The 19,007-nt window shown below is 70.1% G+C and carries 19 protein-coding genes; 11 read left to right on the top strand and 8 right to left on the bottom strand.

All coding sequences use genetic code 11. The features are described from left to right. Window positions 1-37 precede the first annotated feature (37 nt). Both rpsT and mutM read right to left on the bottom strand, forming a co-directional pair. Window positions 38-301 (bottom strand): 30S ribosomal protein S20, encoded by a 264-nt coding sequence (gene rpsT / locus J2Y58_RS14065; protein ID WP_310104128.1) that lies wholly within the window; start codon window positions 299-301, stop codon window positions 38-40. A 97-nt stretch (window positions 302-398) separates the two neighbouring features. Beyond that, the gene (gene mutM / locus J2Y58_RS14060; RefSeq protein ID WP_310104126.1) at window positions 399-1,214 is read right to left on the bottom strand and encodes a bifunctional DNA-formamidopyrimidine glycosylase/DNA-(apurinic or apyrimidinic site) lyase; all 816 of its coding nucleotides are present in this window, start codon (window positions 1,212-1,214) and stop codon (window positions 399-401) included. A 46-nt stretch (window positions 1,215-1,260) separates the two neighbouring features. Between mutM and J2Y58_RS14055 the strand changes: the two genes are divergently transcribed. The 7 genes from J2Y58_RS14055 to J2Y58_RS14025 are packed head-to-tail and all read left to right on the top strand — an operon-like array spanning window position 1,261 to window position 7,328. Next, window positions 1,261-1,992 (top strand): class I SAM-dependent methyltransferase, encoded by a 732-nt coding sequence (locus tag J2Y58_RS14055; protein ID WP_310104124.1) that lies wholly within the window; start codon window positions 1,261-1,263, stop codon window positions 1,990-1,992. Then, complete coding sequence (gene ubiB / locus J2Y58_RS14050; RefSeq protein ID WP_310104122.1) at window positions 1,989-3,527, top strand: 2-polyprenylphenol 6-hydroxylase; 1,539 nt, start codon at window positions 1,989-1,991, stop codon at window positions 3,525-3,527. The genes J2Y58_RS14055 and ubiB overlap by 4 nt, the downstream gene beginning before the upstream one ends. Then, window positions 3,521-4,555 carry a hypothetical protein gene (locus J2Y58_RS14045; RefSeq protein ID WP_310104120.1) on the top strand — a complete coding sequence of 345 codons (1,035 nt, stop codon included), beginning with the start codon at window positions 3,521-3,523 and terminating at the stop codon, window positions 4,553-4,555. The genes ubiB and J2Y58_RS14045 overlap by 7 nt, the downstream gene beginning before the upstream one ends. A gap of 9 nt (window positions 4,556-4,564) precedes the next feature. After that, window positions 4,565-5,743 carry a bifunctional phosphopantothenoylcysteine decarboxylase/phosphopantothenate--cysteine ligase CoaBC gene (gene coaBC / locus J2Y58_RS14040; protein ID WP_310104118.1) on the top strand — a complete coding sequence of 393 codons (1,179 nt, stop codon included), beginning with the start codon at window positions 4,565-4,567 and terminating at the stop codon, window positions 5,741-5,743. Then, a complete protein-coding gene (dut, locus tag J2Y58_RS14035) occupies window positions 5,733-6,182 on the top strand; it encodes a dUTP diphosphatase (protein ID WP_310104116.1) in 450 nt (149 codons plus the stop codon). The genes coaBC and dut overlap by 11 nt, the downstream gene beginning before the upstream one ends. A gap of 5 nt (window positions 6,183-6,187) precedes the next feature. Next, on the top strand, window positions 6,188-6,541 hold the full coding sequence (locus tag J2Y58_RS14030; protein ID WP_310104114.1) for a hypothetical protein: 354 nt from the start codon (window positions 6,188-6,190) through the stop codon (window positions 6,539-6,541). Between the two features lie 22 nt (window positions 6,542-6,563). Further along, complete coding sequence (locus J2Y58_RS14025; protein ID WP_310104112.1) at window positions 6,564-7,328, top strand: HesA/MoeB/ThiF family protein; 765 nt, start codon at window positions 6,564-6,566, stop codon at window positions 7,326-7,328. Window positions 7,329-7,332: 4 nt separating this feature from the next. Here the strand turns inward: J2Y58_RS14025 and galU are convergent, their stop codons facing one another. Next, window positions 7,333-8,202 (bottom strand): UTP--glucose-1-phosphate uridylyltransferase GalU, encoded by an 870-nt coding sequence (galU, locus tag J2Y58_RS14020; RefSeq protein WP_310104110.1) that lies wholly within the window; start codon window positions 8,200-8,202, stop codon window positions 7,333-7,335. A gap of 181 nt (window positions 8,203-8,383) precedes the next feature. Here galU and J2Y58_RS14015 point away from each other — a divergent pair, with 181 nt between their 5' ends. Continuing rightward, a complete protein-coding gene (locus J2Y58_RS14015; protein WP_310104108.1) occupies window positions 8,384-9,142 on the top strand; it encodes a metallophosphoesterase family protein in 759 nt (252 codons plus the stop codon). 75 nt (window positions 9,143-9,217) lie between these two features. Next, window positions 9,218-9,463 carry a hypothetical protein gene (locus J2Y58_RS14010; protein ID WP_037489251.1) on the top strand — a complete coding sequence of 82 codons (246 nt, stop codon included), beginning with the start codon at window positions 9,218-9,220 and terminating at the stop codon, window positions 9,461-9,463. A gap of 510 nt (window positions 9,464-9,973) precedes the next feature. On the opposite strand, the gene secA is transcribed toward J2Y58_RS14010, so the two are convergent. Then, complete coding sequence (secA, locus tag J2Y58_RS14005; RefSeq protein ID WP_310104107.1) at window positions 9,974-12,709, bottom strand: preprotein translocase subunit SecA; 2,736 nt, start codon at window positions 12,707-12,709, stop codon at window positions 9,974-9,976. A gap of 88 nt (window positions 12,710-12,797) precedes the next feature. Continuing rightward, window positions 12,798-13,052 carry a hypothetical protein gene (locus J2Y58_RS14000; protein WP_310104106.1) on the bottom strand — a complete coding sequence of 85 codons (255 nt, stop codon included), beginning with the start codon at window positions 13,050-13,052 and terminating at the stop codon, window positions 12,798-12,800. Window positions 13,053-13,155: 103 nt separating this feature from the next. Between J2Y58_RS14000 and argJ the strand changes: the two genes are divergently transcribed. Further along, a complete protein-coding gene (gene argJ, locus J2Y58_RS13995; protein ID WP_310104104.1) occupies window positions 13,156-14,382 on the top strand; it encodes a bifunctional glutamate N-acetyltransferase/amino-acid acetyltransferase ArgJ in 1,227 nt (408 codons plus the stop codon). Window positions 14,383-14,504: 122 nt separating this feature from the next. Here argJ and J2Y58_RS13990 read toward each other — a convergent pair whose 3' ends face one another. Next, the gene (locus J2Y58_RS13990) at window positions 14,505-14,639 is read right to left on the bottom strand and encodes a hypothetical protein (protein WP_310104103.1); all 135 of its coding nucleotides are present in this window, start codon (window positions 14,637-14,639) and stop codon (window positions 14,505-14,507) included. 90 nt (window positions 14,640-14,729) lie between these two features. Here J2Y58_RS13990 and J2Y58_RS13985 point away from each other — a divergent pair, with 90 nt between their 5' ends. Next, entirely contained in the window at window positions 14,730-14,987 is a 258-nt protein-coding gene (locus J2Y58_RS13985) for a helix-turn-helix transcriptional regulator (protein WP_310104101.1), read from the top strand. A gap of 94 nt (window positions 14,988-15,081) precedes the next feature. Here the strand turns inward: J2Y58_RS13985 and trxA are convergent, their stop codons facing one another. Next, window positions 15,082-15,405: a thioredoxin TrxA gene (trxA, locus tag J2Y58_RS13980; RefSeq protein ID WP_310104099.1), complete on the bottom strand. Its 324-nt coding sequence runs from the start codon at window positions 15,403-15,405 to the stop codon at window positions 15,082-15,084. A 47-nt stretch (window positions 15,406-15,452) separates the two neighbouring features. After that, complete coding sequence (addA, locus tag J2Y58_RS13975; RefSeq protein ID WP_310104096.1) at window positions 15,453-18,917, bottom strand: double-strand break repair helicase AddA; 3,465 nt, start codon at window positions 18,915-18,917, stop codon at window positions 15,453-15,455. Window positions 18,918-19,007: the final 90 nt, after the last annotated feature.

Genomic DNA, 19,007 nt, shown 5'->3' with positions numbered 1-19,007 from the left:
CGACGGGCGCTCGAAAAGCATCGCTGTCGCGCGCGGTTTACGCCAGCGCGGCGACCCGCTTGGTCAGGCGCGAGAACTTGCGCGAGGCGGTGTTGCGGTGAAGGACGCCCTTCGCCACGCCGCGCTGCATCTCCGGCTGCGCCGCGGCCAGAGCGGTCGTCGCCGCGGCCTTGTCACCCGCTGCCAGCGCAGCCTCGACCTTCTTCACGAAGGTACGGATGCGGCCGATGCGGGCACCGTTGATTTCGGCCCGGCGCTCGTTGCGGCGGATGCGCTTCTTGGCTTGCGGCGTGTTCGCCATGAACGTCCTCTGATAAGTTTCGAATCGATGGAAAAAGGCGCTGGGGAAGCCCTGCACCCTCGTAAGGCGCGGCCCATAGCCCGCTCGCCCGTCAGCGTCAACTCCGCTGGCAGCGCGGGCACCAGAAGGTCGAGCGTCCGCCCTCCGCGTACCGCTCCACCGTCCCGCCGCACGCGCACGGCTCGCCCGCGCGGCCATAGACGGCGAACTGCTTGGAGAAGTAACCCAGCTCGCCATCGGGGCGCGCATAGTCGCGCAACGTCGACCCGCCGGCCGCGATCGCCGCCTCCAGCACCAGCTTCACCGCCGGCACCAGCCGCTCGATCGCCGCCGCATCCAGCTGGCCCGCGGGCGTGTGCGGGTCGATCCGCGCATCGTACAGCGCCTCGCAGACGTAGATGTTGCCCAGCCCGGCGACGATCCGCTGGTCGAGCAGCGCCAGTTTGATCGACAGCCGTCGCCCCGCCAGCGTGCGCCGCAGATGCTCGGGGCTGAAGTCGTCGCCCAGCGGCTCGGGCCCCAGCAACCCGAACGCCGGAAAGTCCTTCGCCTGCGCGGTCGGCACCAGGTCGACCGATCCGAAGCGCCGCGGGTCGTTCAGCGCCAGCGTCCGCCCCGCCTCTGTCGCAAGGAGCAGATGGTCGTGCGCCAGCAGCTCGGTCGGGTCGACCCGCCACCGCCCCGACATGCCGAGGTGGAAGATCAGCGAGTCGCCGCGATCGGTGTCGATCAGCCCGTATTTGGCGCGCCGCGCGAGCCGCGTGACGCGTGCGCCGGTCAGCCGCTGGCGAAGGTCGGCGGGGAAGGCGCGGCGCAGATCGTCGCGGCGCGGTTCGACCCGCGCCAGCACCTGTCCCTCCAGCACCGGGCGCAAGCCCCGCACGGTGGTCTCGACCTCTGGCAATTCCGGCATCCGCGCCCCCTAGCCGCTTCGCACCGGCCCCGCTAGAGCGGCGGGCATGAGCGAAACCGTGTCCTTCGGCTACGAAGACGTCAGCCCCACCGAAAAGACCGCGCGCGTCCGCGGCGTCTTCTCCAACGTCGCCAGCCGCTACGATCTGATGAACGATGCGATGTCGGCGGGCATGCACCGGCTGTGGAAGGACCGCTTCGTGCGCCGGGTGAAGCCGCGCCGGGCTGAGCAGATCCTCGACATGGCCGGCGGGACGGGCGACATCGCGTTCCGGCTGGCGGAAAGCGGCGCGTCGATCACCGTCGCCGACATCAATCCGGAGATGCTGGAGGTCGGGATCGGCCGCGCGCAGGAACGCGGGCTGGACGGCCTGGTCTGGACCGAGGCCAATGCCGAGACGCTGACCTTCCCCGACCGCTTCTTCGATGCCTATACGATCGCGTTCGGCATCCGCAACGTGACCGACATTCCCAAGGCGCTGCGCGAGGCCCACCGCGTGCTGCGGCGCGGCGGGCGCTTCTTCTGCCTCGAATTCTCGACCAACACCTGGCCGGGCTTCTCGGACGTCTACGACGCCTATTCGCACCATATGGTGCCCAGGCTCGGGCAGCTGCTAGCCAACGACGCCGACAGCTACCGCTATCTCATCGAATCGATCCGCCGTTTTCCCGACATGCCGACGTTCGAGCGGATGGTGGCCGATGCCGGGTTCGTGCAGACGCGGGTCGAGCCGATCATGGGCGGGCTGGTGGCGATCCACAGCGGCTGGAAGATTTGACCTCCCCCATCGTCCACACCTGGCGGCTCCTGACCTGGGGCCGGACGCTGGCGCGCCACGGCGCGCTGCGCGGGCTGGAGCGCGACCTGAACACCCCGCCGCGGCTGCGCCGGCTGCTGCGCCTCGCCCGGTTCGGCGCGCGCGTTCCGGAAGTGCCGCGCTACGCCGACGCGTTCGAGGCGCTGGGGCCGGCCGCCATCAAGTTCGGCCAGACGCTCGCCACCCGCCCCGACCTGGTCGGCGACGCCGCCGCCGCCGACCTGCTGCGCCTTCAGGACGCGGTTCCGCCGGTGCCGTTCGCGACGATCGCGCAGACGATGCGCACCAGCTTCGGCCGCCCGCTGGAGACGCTGTTCGCCGAGATCGAGGAGGTCCCGGTCGGCGCCGCCTCGATCGCGCAGGTCCACCGCGCGGTCACCACCGATGGCCGCCGCGTCGCGGTGAAGGTGCAGCGGCCGGGCGTCGAGGAGGATTTCGCGCGCGCGATCGAGACCTACGAATGGGCCGCGGCGCAGATCGAGCCGATGGGCGGCGAGATCGCGCGCCTCCAGCCGCGCCTCGTCATCGAGACCTTCAAGCGCTGGACCGCGCGCGAGCTGAACTTCACGCGCGAAGCCGCCTCGGCCTCCGAACTCGCCGAGACGATGACGTCGGAGCCGAGCTTCTTCGTCCCCGCGGTCGACTGGGCGCGCACCACGGGCAAGGTGCTGACGATCGAGTGGATCGACGGCATCAAGCTGTCCAACCGCGCCGCGCTCGTCGCTGCCGGCTACGACCTGCCCGAGCTGGCGCGCGTGCTGGTCCACGCCTTCCTGCGCCAGGCGATCGCCGACGGCTTCTTCCATGCCGACATGCACCAGGGCAATCTCTTCGCGGTGCCCGGCAACGGCGTCGCGGCGATCGACTTCGGTATCATGGGGCGGATCGATCGCCGCGCGCGGGTCTGGCTGGCCGAGATCCTCTACGGCCTGATCACCGGCAATTACCGGCGGGTCGCCGAAATCCATTTCGAGGCGCAATACGTCCCCGCGCACCACAGCGTCGAGGAGTTCGCCACCGCCCTGCGCGCGGTGGGCGAGCCGATGCGCGGGCTGCCGGTCAAGGACATGTCGATCGGCATGATGCTCGACGGCCTGTTCGGCATCACCCGCGACTTCGACATGGTGACGCAGCCGCACCTGCTGCTGCTCCAGAAGACGATGGTGATGGTCGAAGGCGTCGCGACCGCGCTCGACCCCGACATCAATCTGTGGGTCACCGCCGCCCCGCTGGTCGAGGACTGGATCCGCACCGAGCTGGGCCCGGAAGCCGCGATCGCCGACCGGCTGGTGCAGGACGTGCGCACGCTCGCGCGGCTTCCCGACCTCGTCCGACGGATCGAGGCGCGCTACCCCGCCCCCGGCGGCGCGCCCCCGCGCCCGCCGCTGCGCGAGATCGAGCGCGTGCGCGTCGGCGGCGGCTGGCGCTATGCGCTGGTCGCGGCGCTCGGCGCGGCGGCCGGAGTGGTCGGCATGGTCGTGGCGGGCGGATGGTAGCGGCGGGGGCGCGCGGACGCTGGCTGAGCGCGCCCGGTCGGCTGACCGGTGTCGCGCGCCGCCCCGCGCGCCTGATCCTTGCCGCCGTCGTCATGCTGACGATCGCGGCGGCCCTCGCGGTCCCTGCCGCGCCGACCCCGCCCGAGTTCCTCCACGATGCGGTGGTCGCGACGATCCGGCACGGCGGCGACTTCTACGACGTCGTCCGCGACCTGCTGCGCGCCGAACCCGATGCGTGCGCCGCGCGGCTGCTGCCCCCGGCGCTGGCGGTGGTCGAGGCGGCGCTGCCCGCATGGGCGACGACCGCGCTGGTCGCGGCGGCGCTGACGATCCTGCTTTGGGCCGGCGGCTTGCGCATCGGCGCCTTGCTGTCGCGCAGCTCGGCCGCGCTGCTGGCGGTCAGCCTGCTCGCCGCAGGCATCGTCGCGAGCGCGGCGCTGTGGCTGGCGGCGCCGCATGCGGCGGCAGCGGCGATCCTGTCGGCGCTGGCGATCGTCGTGCGGCATCGCGGGCAAGCCGTGGCCGCGGCGGCGGTCGCCTGCGCCGCCGCGCTGATCGACCCGGCCGCGCTGGTGACGATTGCGGTGCTGGGCGCGCTCGCCTTGCTCGACGGCGACCGGCGCGAGCAGGCGGCGTGGCTCGCCGCGCTGCTGGTCGCGGCGGCTGTGCTCGCGCTCCACCTCCACGCGCTGTCGGGCGTGTTGCTGCCTCCCGACACGATGCCGGTCGGGCCGGCGCTGGCGCGGCTGGTCGGCGCGGCCTTCCCGGACGTGCCCGCGGGGCTCGCCGCCCCGCTCCTGCTGCTCGCCGCGCTGGGCTGGGCGACGGTCGGCGACGCGATCGGGCCGCGTGTGCTCGGGGTCATGATCGCGGGCGTCGCGCTCGACGGCGTCGGCGGGCTGCGCTCGGCCACCCTCCCGGTGGCACTGGTCGCGCCGGGGCTGGCCCTGGCGCCCGCCGCGCTCGCCGACCTCGTGCGCGCCGCGCGCGACCGGCGCCGGATCACGGTGACGCGGGTGGTGCGATAAGGTGGTGCGATGAAGCGGATCCTGCTGATCGTCGGGGGCGGGATCGCCGCCTACAAGGCCTGCGAGCTGATCCGCGAGCTGCGCCGCGCCGGGCATGACGTGCGCTGCGTGCTGACGGAAGGCGGCGCGCATTTCGTCACCGCGATGACGCTTGCCGCGCTGAGCGAGAACAAGGTCCACACCACCTTGTGGGACCTGAAGGACGAGGCGGAGATGGGCCATATCCGGCTCAGCCGCGAGGCCGACCTGCTGGTCGTCGTCCCCGGTACCGCCGATCTGATCGCGCGCATGGCCGGTGGCCTGGCGAACGATCTCGCCACCACCTTGCTGCTCGCGACCGACAAGCCGGTGCTGGTCGCGCCCGCGATGAACGTGCGCATGTGGCGCCACCCCGCGACGCAGCGCAACGTCGCGCAGCTGCGCAGCGACGGCATACAGGTGATGGAGCCTGACGAGGGCGCGATGGCGTGCGGGGAGTTCGGCCCCGGCCGGCTGCCGGAGGTGCCCGCGATCGTCGCCGCGATCGAGCGGAAGTTAGGCACGGGCGACCGCCGCCTGCACGGGCGCCACATCCTCGTCACGGCCGGCCCCACTCACGAGCCGATCGACCCCGTCCGCTACATCGCGAACCGGTCGTCGGGGAAGCAGGGCTTCGCGATCGCCGCCGCGCTGGCGCGGCGCGGCGCGCGCGTCACGCTGGTGGCCGGGCCCGTCGACCTGCCCACGCCTGCCGGCGTCGCGCGTCACGACGTCGAAACCGCGCAGCAGATGTCGGAGGCGGTCGCCGCCGCCCTGCCCGCCGACGCGGCGGTAATGGTCGCGGCCGTCGCCGACTGGCGCGCCGCGGATGTCGCGGCGCAGAAGCTGAAGAAGGGCGACGATGCCCCCGCGCCGTTGCGGCTGGCGCGCAATGTCGATATCCTCGCCACGCTGGCGCAGGATGTCCGGCGGCCGCGATTGCTGATCGGGTTCGCGGCCGAAACCGAACAGGTGCTGGACCATGCGCAGGCCAAGCGGCGGCGCAAGGGCGCCGACTGGATCGTCGCGAACGACGTATCCGGCGATGTCATGGGCGGCGATGCCAATACCGTCCACCTCGTCACCGACGATGGCGTCGAAAGCTGGGAGCGCCTTCCCAAACGCCTGGTGGCGGAACGACTTGCGGACCGGATTGCCGATGCCCTCTGAACCAGTTTCCATCCTGCTGCGCCGCCTGCCGCATGGCGAAGGGTTGCCGTTGCCCGGCTATGCGACGCCGGGTGCCGCCGGCATGGACGTCGTCGCGGCCGAGGACGTGACGCTCGCCCCCGGCGCGCGCCACGCGGTCGCCAGCGGCTTCGCGATCGCGATTCCCGAAGGCTATGAGGTACAGGTTCGCCCCCGCTCCGGGCTGGCGCTCAAGCACGGCATCACCTGCCTCAACACGCCGGGCACGATCGACGCCGATTATCGCGGCGAGATCAAGGTGATCCTCGCCAACCTGGGCAGCGAACCGTTCGAGGTCCGGCGTGGCGAGCGGATCGCGCAGCTGGTGCCCGCCGCGGTTACGGTGGCCGCGCTGACTGAGGTCGACACGCTCGACGCCACCGCGCGCGGCGAGCGCGGTTTCGGGTCGACCGGCCGGTGATCGGCGTGGCGATCCTGCTCGCCGGCCAGGCGCTGGCGCTGGCGCCGCCGACGCATTCGGATGCGTTGCCGCGGCTCTCGCTCGGGCCCGCTGCGACCGCGCCGGTACAGCTCAAGGAGTTCGTGCAGCGCGAGGTGCAGGCCGGGCGCTGCGTGCTGGCCGATGGCGCCCCACCGCTCGATCTCGCGGTGCTGGTCGCCCCCAATGGCCGCGTGCGGCGGATCGTGCCGCGCGCGATCGGCTGCCCGTCGGTCGAGCAGTTCGCGGCCGGCATCGTGCTGCGCGCGGCGCGGGACTCTGTTCGCCCGCCGACCAGCGACACCTGGTACGTGACCAGCGTCGCGCTGAGCCAGCCCTGACCTGCCGGCCGTAAGCCACGCCATGACGCTCACCGCCGACGAACTTACCCGCTACGCGCGCCACATCGTCCTGCCGGAGATCGGCGGCAGCGGGCAGCAGCGGCTGGCGCGCGCGCATGTCGCGGTGGTCGGCGCGGGCGGGATCGGCTCGCCGCTGATCCAGTATCTCGCCGCGGCCGGGGTAGGACGGCTGACCATCGTCGACGACGACCGCGTCGACCTCAGCAACCTGCAACGCCAGACGCTGTTCTCCACCGCCGACGTCGGTCGTCCCAAGGCGGAGCTGGCCGCCGAGGTCGTGCGGCGTATCAACCCGCATGTCGCTGCCGTCGCGCATGTCGCGCGGCTGGCCGCCGACAATCTCGCGCTGTTGCTCGACGACGCGCCGGCGGTGATCGTCGACGGCTGCGACAATTTCGACACCCGGCTGCTGGTCGCCGATGCGGCGCTCGCGCACCGCATCCCGCTCGTCTCCGCGGCGGTGGGGCGGTTCGAGGGGCAGCTCGGCGTGTTCCGCGGCTGGGAGGAGGGCAAGCCCTGCTACCGCTGCTTCGTCGGCGACGCACCGGCGCGCGACGCGCTGACCTGCGCCGAGGAAGGCGTGCTCGGCCCGGTCACCGGGATCGTCGGCAGCATGGCCGCGCTGGAGGCGATCCGGCAGGTCGTGCCGTTCGGCGACGACAGCGCGGGACGGCTGGTGCTGCTCGACTTCCTGTCGCTGCGCTTCCGCACGCTGGCGCTGCCGCCGGATCCCGCATGCCGCGCTTGCGGCGCGACACGCGGGTAAAGCGTCAACCGAGCCGCTTCTCGGCGAAGGCACGCACCGCCGGTCCGATATCGTCGCGCCCCAGCGCCAGTGCGAGGTTGGCGGAGACGAACCCGGTCTTGTCGCCGCAATCGTAGCGTTCGCCGTTGAAGGTGAAGCCGTGGAACGGCTGTTGCCCGATCAGCTTGGCCATCGCGTCGGTCAGCTGGATCTCGCCGCCCGCGCCCTTCTCCTTGGCATCCAGGATCTTCATGACTTCGGGCTGCAGGATGTAGCGGCCCGGGATCATCAGGTTGGACGGCGCGCTGCCCTTGGCGGGCTTCTCGACCAGCGCGGTCACCTCGGTCAGCGCGCCGTCGCGCGCGCCGGGCGAGATGATGCCGTATTTGTCGGTTTCCTCGGGCGCGACTTCCAGCGCGCCGATGACGTTGCCGCCGACCTTGTCATACGCCTCGACCATCTGCGCCATGAAGTTGGGCGTACCGACCATCAACTCGTCGGGCAGCAGCACCGCGAACGGCTCGTCCCCGACGATGTCGCGCGCGCACCACACCGCATGGCCCAGCCCCAGCGGTTCCTGCTGGCGGACATACACCGGCGAGCCGGGCTGCTGGCGGATGTTCTCGATCAGCGCCAGGCTCTTGCCGCGCGCGCGCATCGTCGTCTCCAGTTCGAACGAAATGTCGAAATGGTCCTCCAGCGCGCCCTTGCCGCGGCCGGTGACGAAGATGATCTGCTCGATCCCGGCCTCCAGCGCCTCCTCGACCGCATATTGGATCAGCGGCTTGTCGACGACCGTCAGCATTTCCTTCGGCATCGCCTTGGTGGCTGGCAGGAAGCGCGTGCCCAGCCCCGCGACGGGGAATATCGCCTTGCGTACCGGCTTGATGGTCATTCGGTCCTCCTGTTGGCGCGCGCTGTGTACCGATGGCGGCCGGGCACCGCAATTCGTTACCGAAACGAAACCCCAACGAAAACACGGTGCTATTTTGGGCGTTGCCACTGCACGCTTGCGATGATTTTCGCACGCGCTTAAGCACCGGCGTGTCCCCGACATCGCTGGTTTTGCGTCTTTCATGCTCAAGAAGCTGCTCCGTTCGTCCCGCGCCCCCGCGCCCGCCGTCTTCGCACCCGCCGAGAACAGCCGGATCTATGCCATTGGCGACATTCACGGATGCCTTGCGGAGCTCGACCGGCTGCTCGCGATGATCGATGCCGACGACGCCGCGCGAGGTCCGGCCGATACGTCGTTGATCTTCCTCGGCGATCTCGTCGACCGCGGCCCCGATTCGGCCGGCGTGGTCGATCGCCTGCTGACCCTGTCGCGCACCCGCCCCAACGTCCGCATCCTGAAAGGCAACCACGAAGAACTCTTCCTCCACGCCCTGTCCGGCGCAAAGGACGCGTTGCGGATGTTCTGCCGGGTCGGCGGCAAGGAGACGGTGCTGAGCTACGGCATCGCGCGCGATGAATATGATTCCCTGGATTATCCGCAGCTTGCCGCGCGGATGGACACGCTTGTGCCGGCCGAGCACCGTGCCTTTCTCGAGGGGCTGGAGGACATGATCGTGTCGGGCGATTACGTTTTCGTCCACGCCGGCATCCGGCCCGACGTTCCGCTTGACGAGCAGAAGCCCGCCGATCTGCGCTGGATTCGCGACAGCTTCCTGGAGCATCGGGCGCCGCACCCCAAGATGGTGGTGCACGGCCACACCATCACCCCCGACGTCGATCGCCGCCCGAACCGCATCGGCGTGGACACCGGCGCCTATATGTCTGGAAAGCTTACAGCTTTGGGGATCGAGCGCAGCGAGACCTGGGTTCTGAACACATGATGCAACGCGGCAATCCGCGCTTGCAATTTCCGACATCGCGGCTATGAGATGCCCTGCACGCAAAGGGAGTTCATCATGCGTATTGCAAAGTACATGCTCGCTGCTGCCGCCGCCACGATGGCGGTCGCTCCGGCGATGGCTGCGCCTGCCAACTCGGCGGCGAGCCTGTCGGTTGCCAAGTCGGTCCGCGCGTCGGCTCCGTCGGCCAAGAAGAACGAGCTCGCCGGTGGCGGCGTGATCGTCGCCGTTCTGGCGGCTGCGGCGGTTGTCGCCGGCATCGTCGTCGTCGCTGACGAAGACGACAGCTCGGACAGCAACTAAGCTGTTACGCTTCCCTCTTGGAAGCAGGGAATAGCGGCCTTCGGGCCGCTATTTTTTTGTGCGTCGTCGGCGCGAGTGCCGCTGTTTCGACGTGAGTTGAGGCACTTGACTGTTGCACCAGCGCGATGACGTCGGCGGAGGCGTGCACCCATCAGTGAGAAGCGCTGCGTCCGGCTTGATCGCCTGAACACAGGCGTGGGCTCGCGCGTTGGGTGGCTCTCGGAGCAGATGGCGATCAGTTGGGGCCGTCTGCTCGCGACAGGGACCAACCACCGGCGGGAGCGCCCGGTGTCGTCGATAACGTCCGGGGTGTCACGGGTGACGCGAAAATAGCGGCCCAGGGAACGCGCGACCGACGATCCAGCCAGTCGAGAAACGCGCGCTGGCGCGCTTGTCGCCCGTCTGCCGAATTTCGGGAGCATGCCGCTCGCCAGGCGACACCAGCGCGCCCTTCCGAAGCCCGCACGCAGGGAGCGTGGCGTGGTGCCACCCTCCCCGGCACGGGCGTCGTCAGGCGGCGCCGTGGCAGTGCTTGTACTTGCGGCCCGACCCGCACGGGCACGGCGCATTGCGGCTGACGACGCCGTCCCAGCTCGCCGGATCGTCGCCGAGGTCGGCGGCGGTCGGTTGCGGGATCTGGAGCGGCGGGATCGTGGTCGTTACCAGCCCGCGCGTGCCGGCGTCGATGTCGTTCGAATTGTCCTCGCCGGTGAACGGGTCGAAATGCGTGGTGATGAAGTCCGGCAGGTCGGGCAGCGGCGGCGGTGCCTGCATCTGGAACTGCGCAAAGGCGATCGTGCGCGTCACGTCCTCGCGGATCGCGTCGAGCATCCGCTGGAAGAGGTTGAACGCCTCCTGCTTATACTCGTTGATCGGCGTCTTTTGCGCATAGGCGCGCAGGTGGACGACCTGGCGCAGCGCGTCGAGCGTCGACAGATGCTCCTTCCAGTGATGGTCGAGGTTCTGGAGCAGGATCGACTTCTCGACCTGCGTCCACGTCGCGGGGTCGAGCTCCGCGGCCTTCGCCTCGACCATCGCGTCGGCTTCGGCCTGGACGCGCTCGGTCACGATCTCCGGATCGACCGCGTCTTCCTTGAGCCAGTCGTCGACCGGCGGGGTCAGGTTCAGCACGTCGGCGAGCCGCGTCTTCATCCCCTCGACATCCCATTGCTCGGGATAGGAATTGGGCGGGCACGCCTCGCCGACGATCGCGTTGACCGTCTCGGCGCGCATGTCGGTCACCACGTCGCCGACCGTATCGGCATCCATGATGTCGGCGCGCTGTTCGTAGATCACCTTGCGCTGGTCGTTCATCACGTCGTCATATTCGACGACCTGCTTGCGGATGTCGTAGTTGCGCGCCTCGACCTTCTTCTGTGCGGTCTCGATGGCCTTGGTCAGCCACTTGCTGCCGATCGCCTCGCCGTCGTTGATGTTGTTGCGCATCATCTTGGCGAACAGCGTGTCCGGCCCGAAGATGCGCAGCAGATCGTCGTCGAGCGAGAGATAGAAGCGGCTGAGCCCCGGATCGCCCTGACGACCCGCGCGCCCGCGCAGCTGGTTGTCGATGCGGCGGCTTTCGTGGCGTTCGGTGCCGAGCACGAACAGGCCGCCGGCTTCCAGCACCTTCTGCTTCTCGGCGGCGATCTCGGCGCGGATCTGCTCCACCGCCTGATCGCGTTCCGGCCCGTCCGGCATACCGGCGAGTTCATCCTCGACGCGCATCTCCAGATTGCCGCCGAGCTGGATGTCGGTGCCGCGGCCCGCCATGTTGGTGGCGATCGTCACCGCGCCGAGCCGGCCGGCCTGCGCGACGATATGCGCCTCACGCTCGTGGTAGCGCGCGTTGAGGACCGAATGGTCGACGCCTTCCTGGCGCAGGAATTCGCTGAGCAGTTCCGACTTCTCGATCGACACGGTGCCGACGAGCACCGGCTGCCCCGTTTCGGCATGTTCGCGAATCTTCTTGGCGATCGCGCGGAACTTGTCCTGCGTGTCCTTGTAGAATTCGTCTTCCTCGTCGACGCGATTGACCGGGCGGTTCGTCGGGATCGTGACGACGTTCATCTTGTAGATGTCGTAGAACTCGGCCGCCTCGGTCGCGGCAGTGCCGGTCATCCCCGCCAGCTTCGGGTACATGCGGAAATAATTCTGGAAGGTGATCGAAGCCATCGTCTGGTTCTCGGGCTCGATCTGCACGCCCTCCTTGGCCTCGACCGCCTGGTGGAGACCATCCGACCAGCGGCGACCGTCCATCATGCGCCCGGTGAACTCGTCAATGATGACGACCTTGCCGTCCTTGACGATGTAATCGGTGTCGCGCTTGAACATCGCGTTCGCGCGCAGCGCCTGGTTCAGGTGGTGGACCACCTGCGTGTTTTCGAAGTCGTAGAGGTTCGCGCCCTGGAGCAGCCCGGCGGCCTCCAGCATCCGCTCGGCACGCTCGGTGCCGTCCTCGGTCAGGACGATCGACTTCTGCTTCTCGTCCTTCTCGTAATCCTCTTCGGACAATTGCTTCACGATCGCGTCGACGCCGATGTACAGCTCGGACTTGTCGTCGGTCGGGCCGGAGATGATGAGCGGGGTGCGCGCCTCGTCGATCAGCACCGAATCGACCTCGTCGACGATCGCCATCGCGAACGGGCGCTGCACCATCTGGCTGCGCTCGTACTTCATATTGTCGCGCAGATAGTCGAAGCCGAATTCGTTGTTCGTGCCGTAGGTGATGTCGGCGGCATAGGCGTTGCGGCGCTCCTCGTCCGACAGGTTCGGCACGATCACGCCGGTGGTCAGCCCCAGGAAGCGATAGACGCGGCCCATCCAGTCGGCGTCGCGGCTGGCGAGATAGTCGTTGACGGTGATGACGTGGACGCCCTCGCCCGGCAGCGCGTTCAGATAGGTGGCGAGCGTCGCCACCAGCGTCTTGCCTTCGCCGGTGCGCATCTCGGCGATCTCGCCGCGGTGGAGGACGATGCCGCCGATCATCTGCACGTCATAGTGGCGCTGCCCCAGGACGCGCGTCGCCGCCTCCCGGACGGTCGCGAACGCCTCGGGCAGGAGCTGGTCGAGCGTCTCGCCGTTCGCCAGCCGTTCACGGAACAGCACGGTCTGGTGCGCCAGCGTGGCGTCGTCCATCGCCTGGAGCGCAGGCTCGTAGGAGGCGATCCTGGCGAGCGTCGGGTTGAGCGACTTGACGTAGCGGTCGTTGGACGAACCGAAAAGCGACTTGGCAATACCGCCGAACATGGGCGTGATCCTGTATCTGGAAGCGACGCAGGCACGCCGGTGTCGGGCGGCCGCGCAGGAAAGGGTGACGGGGGGACGCGAGGCGGCGCTATTCGCGCCGGCGGCTCGCGTAGGTCGGCTCGACCGCCGTCAGCGCAAACATGCGGGCGAGCGGCGCAGCGCCGCTGTCGACCAGCCGCGGCGGCATCTGCACCGGCCGCGCCGCAATTCGGCGCGCGGCAGAGGCGATCGCCGCGGCGTTGACCTGCTGCGCGACCGCCTGCGCCACCTGCGGCTGGCGCGCGCTGCTGCTCACGCCGGTCAGCGCGGAAAGCAGCGCGGAGAGGAGCAGCAGCAGGTTCATGCGGGTTCCGACATAGGCTCTCCGCCGCGATCCTCAACATTTTGTTGAAACCGCGTCCAAGCAAATGGTGAAATCCGCTCGTCGCGCCGGTAGAGCGACGCGCATGTCGCACGCCGTCTCCCCGCTCGCCACGCCCTTCCCCGACATGCCGCCGGTCGCGGGCGTTCGCCTGCGCGTCGCGCGGGCGCAGTACAAGGCGTGGGATCGCACCGACCTGACCTTCGCCGAACTGGCGCCGGGCACCACCGTGGCGGGGGTGCTGACGCAATCGAAATGCCCGTCGCCGGAGGTGGAATGGTGCCGCCGCGCGCTGGTGCTCGGCGAGGCGCGCGCGCTGGTGGTCAATGCGGGCAATTCCAACGCCTTCACCGGGCATCGCGGGCGCGAGGCGGTGGAGGCGATCGCGGCGCAGACCGCACAGGCGATCGGGTGCCGGCCGTCCGACGTGTTCGTCGCCTCGACCGGCGTAATCGGCGTGCCGCTGCCGATCGACAAGGCGCAGGCCGGGCTCGCCGCCGCCTTCGTGGCGCCGGAGGCGGACTGGCGACAGGCGGCGGAAACGATCGGGACGACCGACACCTATCCGAAGGGGGCGAGCGCGACCGCGGTGGTCGACGGGCGGACGATCACGATCGCGGCGATCATCAAGGGATCGGGGATGATCGCGCCCGACATGGCGACGATGCTGGGCTTCATCTTCACCGACGCGGCGGTCGAGGCGCCGTTCCTGCAAGCGGCGCTGTCGGCGGCGAACGCGCGGACCTTCTCGTGCATCACGGTCGACGGCGACACCTCGACCAGCGACACGGTGCTGGCGTTCGCGACCGGGGCCGCGGGGAACGTGCCGCTGGCCGACGACGACAGCGACGGGGCGGACGCGTTCCGCGCCGCGCTGGCCGATATCTGCCGGCAGCTCGCGCTGCTGGTGGTCCGCGATGGCGAGGGCGCGACGAAGCTGATCGAGGTGACGGTCGAGGGTGCGGAAAGCGACCGTTCGGCACACCGCGTCGCGATGTCGATCGCCAACTCGCCGCTGGTGAAGACCGCGATCGCGGGCGAGGACGCCAATTGGGGCCGCGTCGTGATGGCAGTCGGCAAGGCGGGCGAGCCGGCGGAGCGCGACCGGCTGGCGATCCGCTTCGGTGCGACGCAGGTCGCGGAGGGCGGGCTGGCGGTGACCGGCTATGACGAGGCGCCGGTGGCGGCGCACCTGAAGGGTCGGGAGGTCGAGATCGGGGTCGACCTGGGGCTGGGCGACGGCCGCGCGACGGTGTGGACCTGCGACCTGACGCACGGCTACATTTCGATCAACGCGGACTATCGGAGCTGACGGTCCTCGTCCCCCAGCCTTGATCATCACCGGTCGTTCGCCCGAAGCTGTCGAGGCGCGACGTCGGCGCACCTTCCGCGACCGCGCTCCCTGATGCGCGTTCCGCCGTCGATGCCGTGGCGTTACCGGAACAGGCGGAGAAGAAGTTCCACCAGCTCGCGCCAGAACACGCCGCATGCCGCGCCTGCGATCACCCAGACCACGATGTCGGCGAGTCGGCTGGTCCGCGCAGGAAGTTCATCCGATCTCAAGGGCATCGCGCGGTATCCGCAGGCTCAGATTAATATATGAAAATCGAATAACACGCTCATCGTCCTAATGGAAGCTGCACAAGGTGCGCTTCCAGTTTGGCCAAGACCCTCTTCTCCAGCGCAGGTCGCGAACTTGCCCAGCTGCTCGCCGGTGCGCGCAGTCGCGCCGGCATGACGCAAGCACAGCTGGCCAAGAAGCTGGGCCGCCCCCAGCCGGTCATCTCGTTGATCGAACGCGGCGAACGGCGGGTCGACGTCATCGAGTTCTGCGACATCGCCGATGCGCTCGATATCGATCCCGCCGAGCTGTTCGCGCGGTTCCTGGCAGCAAGGGCACGGTACGACGAAGGGTGACAGGCTTCGTCGTGCGCGCATCCGCTGCACGCACGACAACGGGCGGTGACGCCTGCGCCACCGCCCGCTGTCGTGCCGTCGCCGTGACGGTCGATCAGCCCAGTTCGCCCTCCAGCCACGCCTTGATGCGGCCCTTCGGTTCGGCGCCGACCTTGGTCGCGGCGGGGACGCCGCCCTTGAACAGGATCATCGTCGGGATGCCGCGCACGCCGTACTGGCCCGGTGCGTCGGGGTTCTCGTCGATGTTGAGCTTGGCGATCGTCACCTGCTCGCCCAGTTCCTCGCTGATTTCCTCCAGCGACGGGCCGATCATCTTGCACGGGCCGCACCATTCCGCCCAGAAATCGACCAGTACCGGCTTGTCCGCGGACAGCACGTCGGTCTGGAAGCTGGCGTCGGTGATCTTCTTGGTGGGCATGTCGTTCTCCTTGGATGCCGTAAAACTAGGGTGCCGCGCGTGTCGGCTCAACCGCCGGGCGGCAAGCTTTGCTCCGGCCCCGAAAAGCGGCGCTTGACCGGCTCCAGCAGATCGGCGGGCAACTCGATCAACCGCGGCGCGGCGGTGTAGAGCAGCGCCACCTCGACGCGGGTGCCGGGGAAGATCACCTCCAGCGCGGCGTGATAGGCGGCCATCTGGCGCAGGTGATAGTCGGGGACGTCGGCGACCCCGGCGGGGACGCTGCGCCCGGTCTTGTAGTCGATCGCGCGGACCACGCCGCCTGCGACCAGCAGCCGGTCGATCGTGCCGGAGATGACCCGGCCGCTGGGCAGCGTGGCGGCGATCGGCGCCTCGGCAAGCGCATCGGGGCCGAACAGCGCGGCATGGGCGGGGTCGCCCAGCACCGCCATCACCGGCGCGAGCACGTCGTGCGGATCGGCGACGCCGCGCGCGCCGAGCCAGCGCAGCGCCGCCGCCTCGCGCAGCGCCGGGGCGAGCGGCGGCAGGCGCTCGAACAGCGCGTGCATCAGCGTGCCGCGCGCCGCCGCATCGCGCGCGGCGGGGGCGGGCGGCGCGTCGCTGACCGCGTCGTCGCCGACCGAGGACGGCGTCAGCGGGCGCGGCGGCTTCGCGTCCTCGGGCGCGGGGCGGCGTGCCCAGTCGGGGAGCGCCAGCGCCGCCTCGTCGGTGTCCCCCGCCCCGCCCTTCGCGGCGACGGGCCTGGCGGGGTTGCGCCCGGTGAAGATGCGCTCGTCCTCGCCCGCGACGCCGAGTGCATCGAGCGTGCGCGCGGCGGCGGCGTACCAGCTCGCCTCGGGCGGCACGCCCTGCCACTTGGCGCTCAGCGAGCCGGCGATCACCAGTCGTTCCTCGGCGCGGGTGGCCGCGACATAGAAGAGCCGCCAATGTTCCTGCCGCTCGCGCTCCTCGACCTGGACGAGCGCGGCGTCGATCGCGCCGGCGCGCTCTGCGGTGCGCGGGCGGAAGACCGGGATCGGCTTGTCCAGCCCGTCGGGCGTCCACATCAGCGTCGAGCGCGGGGATGCGTCGGGGTCGGCGGTGGCGTCGGCGAGGATCACCAGCGGCGCCTGCAAGCCCTTGGCGCCGTGCGCGGTCATGACGCGCACCGCGTCGAGCGGTGCGGCGGCGTCGCGCACGATCTCCACCTCGTCGCGTTCGAACCAGTCGAGGAAGCGTTGCAGCGATGGCGTGGAGCCGGTCTCGAAATCGAGCGCGGCGTTGAGCAATTCCTCGATCGGGTCGCGCGCTTCCTCGCCCAGTCGCGCCAGCAGCTTGCGGCGGCCGTCGAGCGGGCCGGACAGCAGCATTTCGAGGAAGCGATACGGCGTGTCGAAATCGGCGCTGGCGAGCAGATCGGCGAGCGCCGCGACCTGGGTCCCGTGGTGACGCGACAGGTGCCGCCACAGCGACCCCTGCCGTTCGACCGCGCGTTCCATCAACTGCTGCTGCGTCCAGCCGATCAGCGGCGAGACGAGCAGGCTGGCGAGGCTGAGGTCGTCATCGGGCTGAAGGACGAAGCGCACCGCGGCGAGCAGATCCTGCACCGCCAGCGGCGCGGACAGGCGGAGGCGGTCGACGCCCGCGACGGGCACGCCCTCGGCGTAGAGCCGCGCCACGAGCAATTGCGCGAGTTCGCCGCGGCGCTTGACCAGGATCATCACGTCCTCCGGGCGGAGGCGGCGGCCCTTGCTGTCGAGCATCAACCCGCCATGTTCGACCGGCCCGAGCCAGCGCTTCACCGCCTGCGCGATGCGGGTGGCGTTGGCGCGGACGGCGTCGTCGATCCAGCCTTCCTCGCCCCCTCCACCCATGTCGGAGCCCTCCGCCTCGATCGCGCCGGCCGAGATCGGTGGCCAGAGGACGACGGCGCCCGGCCCGGTAACGCGGCTGGCGTGCGGCGGAATGTCCTCCGCCGCGCCGAGGCCGCCGGCGCCGACCGTCGCGATCGCCTGATCGACGAACTCCAGGACCGGCGCCGTCGAGCGGAACGAGTCGGTCAGGGACAGACGGTCGAACGGCAGCCCGCGTTCGTCGTCGGGCATCAGGTCGTCACCCGCGACATCGCGCGCGCGGTCGGCAAAATAGCGTTCGGCGGCAAGGAAGTTGATCGGATCGGTGCCCTGGAAACCGAAGATCGCCTGTTTCAGGTCACCGACCGTGAACAGCGTCCGCACCGAGGGCGCATAGACGCCGCGTCCGACGAAATATTCGTCGACCAGCGCGCGGATGATCGTCCATTGCGCCACGTTGGTGTCCTGCGCCTCGTCGACCAGCACGTGCTCGGTGATCTGGTCGAGCTTGTAGCGGATCCATTCGCCGATCCCCTCCTGTCGCAGCAGCGCGACCGCCGCGTCGATCAGGTCGTTGAAGTCGACCGCGCCGCTGCGGCGCTTCGCCGCGGCATAGCCGCGTGCATAGTCGCGCCCGACCTCCAGCGCGGCGCCGAGCATGTCGGCATAGGCGACACGGATGCGCAGCGACAGGAGTTCGCCGCACCAGCCGTGCATCCGCATCGCATGGTCGGCGTAATCGGCGTCCGCGGGGGCGCGTCCCTTGCCGAACGACAGCGGATCGCCGTCCTTCTTCGCCCAGACCAGATGCAGGCGATCGAGGGTCGCGGTGCGCTCGTCCGGATCGGCGGCGAGCCACGCGCCGATCGCCTCGGCGCGGTCGATGCCGCTCTTGGTGCCCCATGCGCGGTTGAGCGCAGCGAGCGTGTCGAGCGCTGCGCGGTCGATTGCGCCGTCCTCGCACGCCGCGCGGACGTGCGCGGCGACGTCGCCGAGCGGCAGGCCAAGCTGGGTGCGCAGGAACGGGGTTATGCCGGCGGGCAGCGCCTCCAGCGCGTCGTGCGCGCGGGCGCAATCGGCGAGGAATTGTTCCGCGCCCTGCTCGCCGAGCCGGACGCTGAGCGCGCCGATCGTCTCGACCGGGCGGGAGCGGCCCTCGCGCTCGGCCTGGACGAGCAGGTCGGAGAGCGCCTGACGGCGGAGCAAGGCCTCTTCGCGCGGCTCGATCGGGCGGAAGCCGGGGACGAGCCCGGCCTCGATCGGGAAGGCGGCGAGCAGGCTTTGGCAGAAGCCGTGGATGGTCTGGATGCGCAGGCCGCCGCCGGGCGCGTCGAGGACGCGCGCGAACAGGGTGCGCGAGCGGGCGACGAGCGCGGGCGTCGGACGCTCGCCCAGCGCGGCGAGATCGGCGGCGAGCGCGGTGTCGGGCATCCGCACCCAGGCGGCGAGCTGTCGATTGACGCGCGCCGCCATCTCCGCCGCGCCCGCCTTGGTGAAGGTGAGGCACAGGATCGCGCCGGGTTCGACGTCGCGCAGCAACAGGCGGAAGACGCGCGCGGCCAGCACCTGCGTCTTGCCGGTGCCGGCCGAGGCGGAGAGCCAGACGTGCGCCTCCGGGCGGCTGGCCTGAAGCTGGGCGTCCTTGAGCTGCGGGAGCGGGGTGACGACGCGGGGGGTCATGGGCGCGCCCTTTCCGTCATTCCGGCGCAGGCGGGCATCCAGAACCTCCGGCCTCTGCGATGGAGGCGCGACGGCAGCGCGTCTGGATTC

The sequence above is a fragment of the Sphingomonas sp. BE138 genome, assembly GCF_031456125.1.
GTDB lineage: Bacteria > Pseudomonadota > Alphaproteobacteria > Sphingomonadales > Sphingomonadaceae > Sphingomonas.
This window is presented reverse-complemented; position numbering and strand designations above follow the sequence as displayed.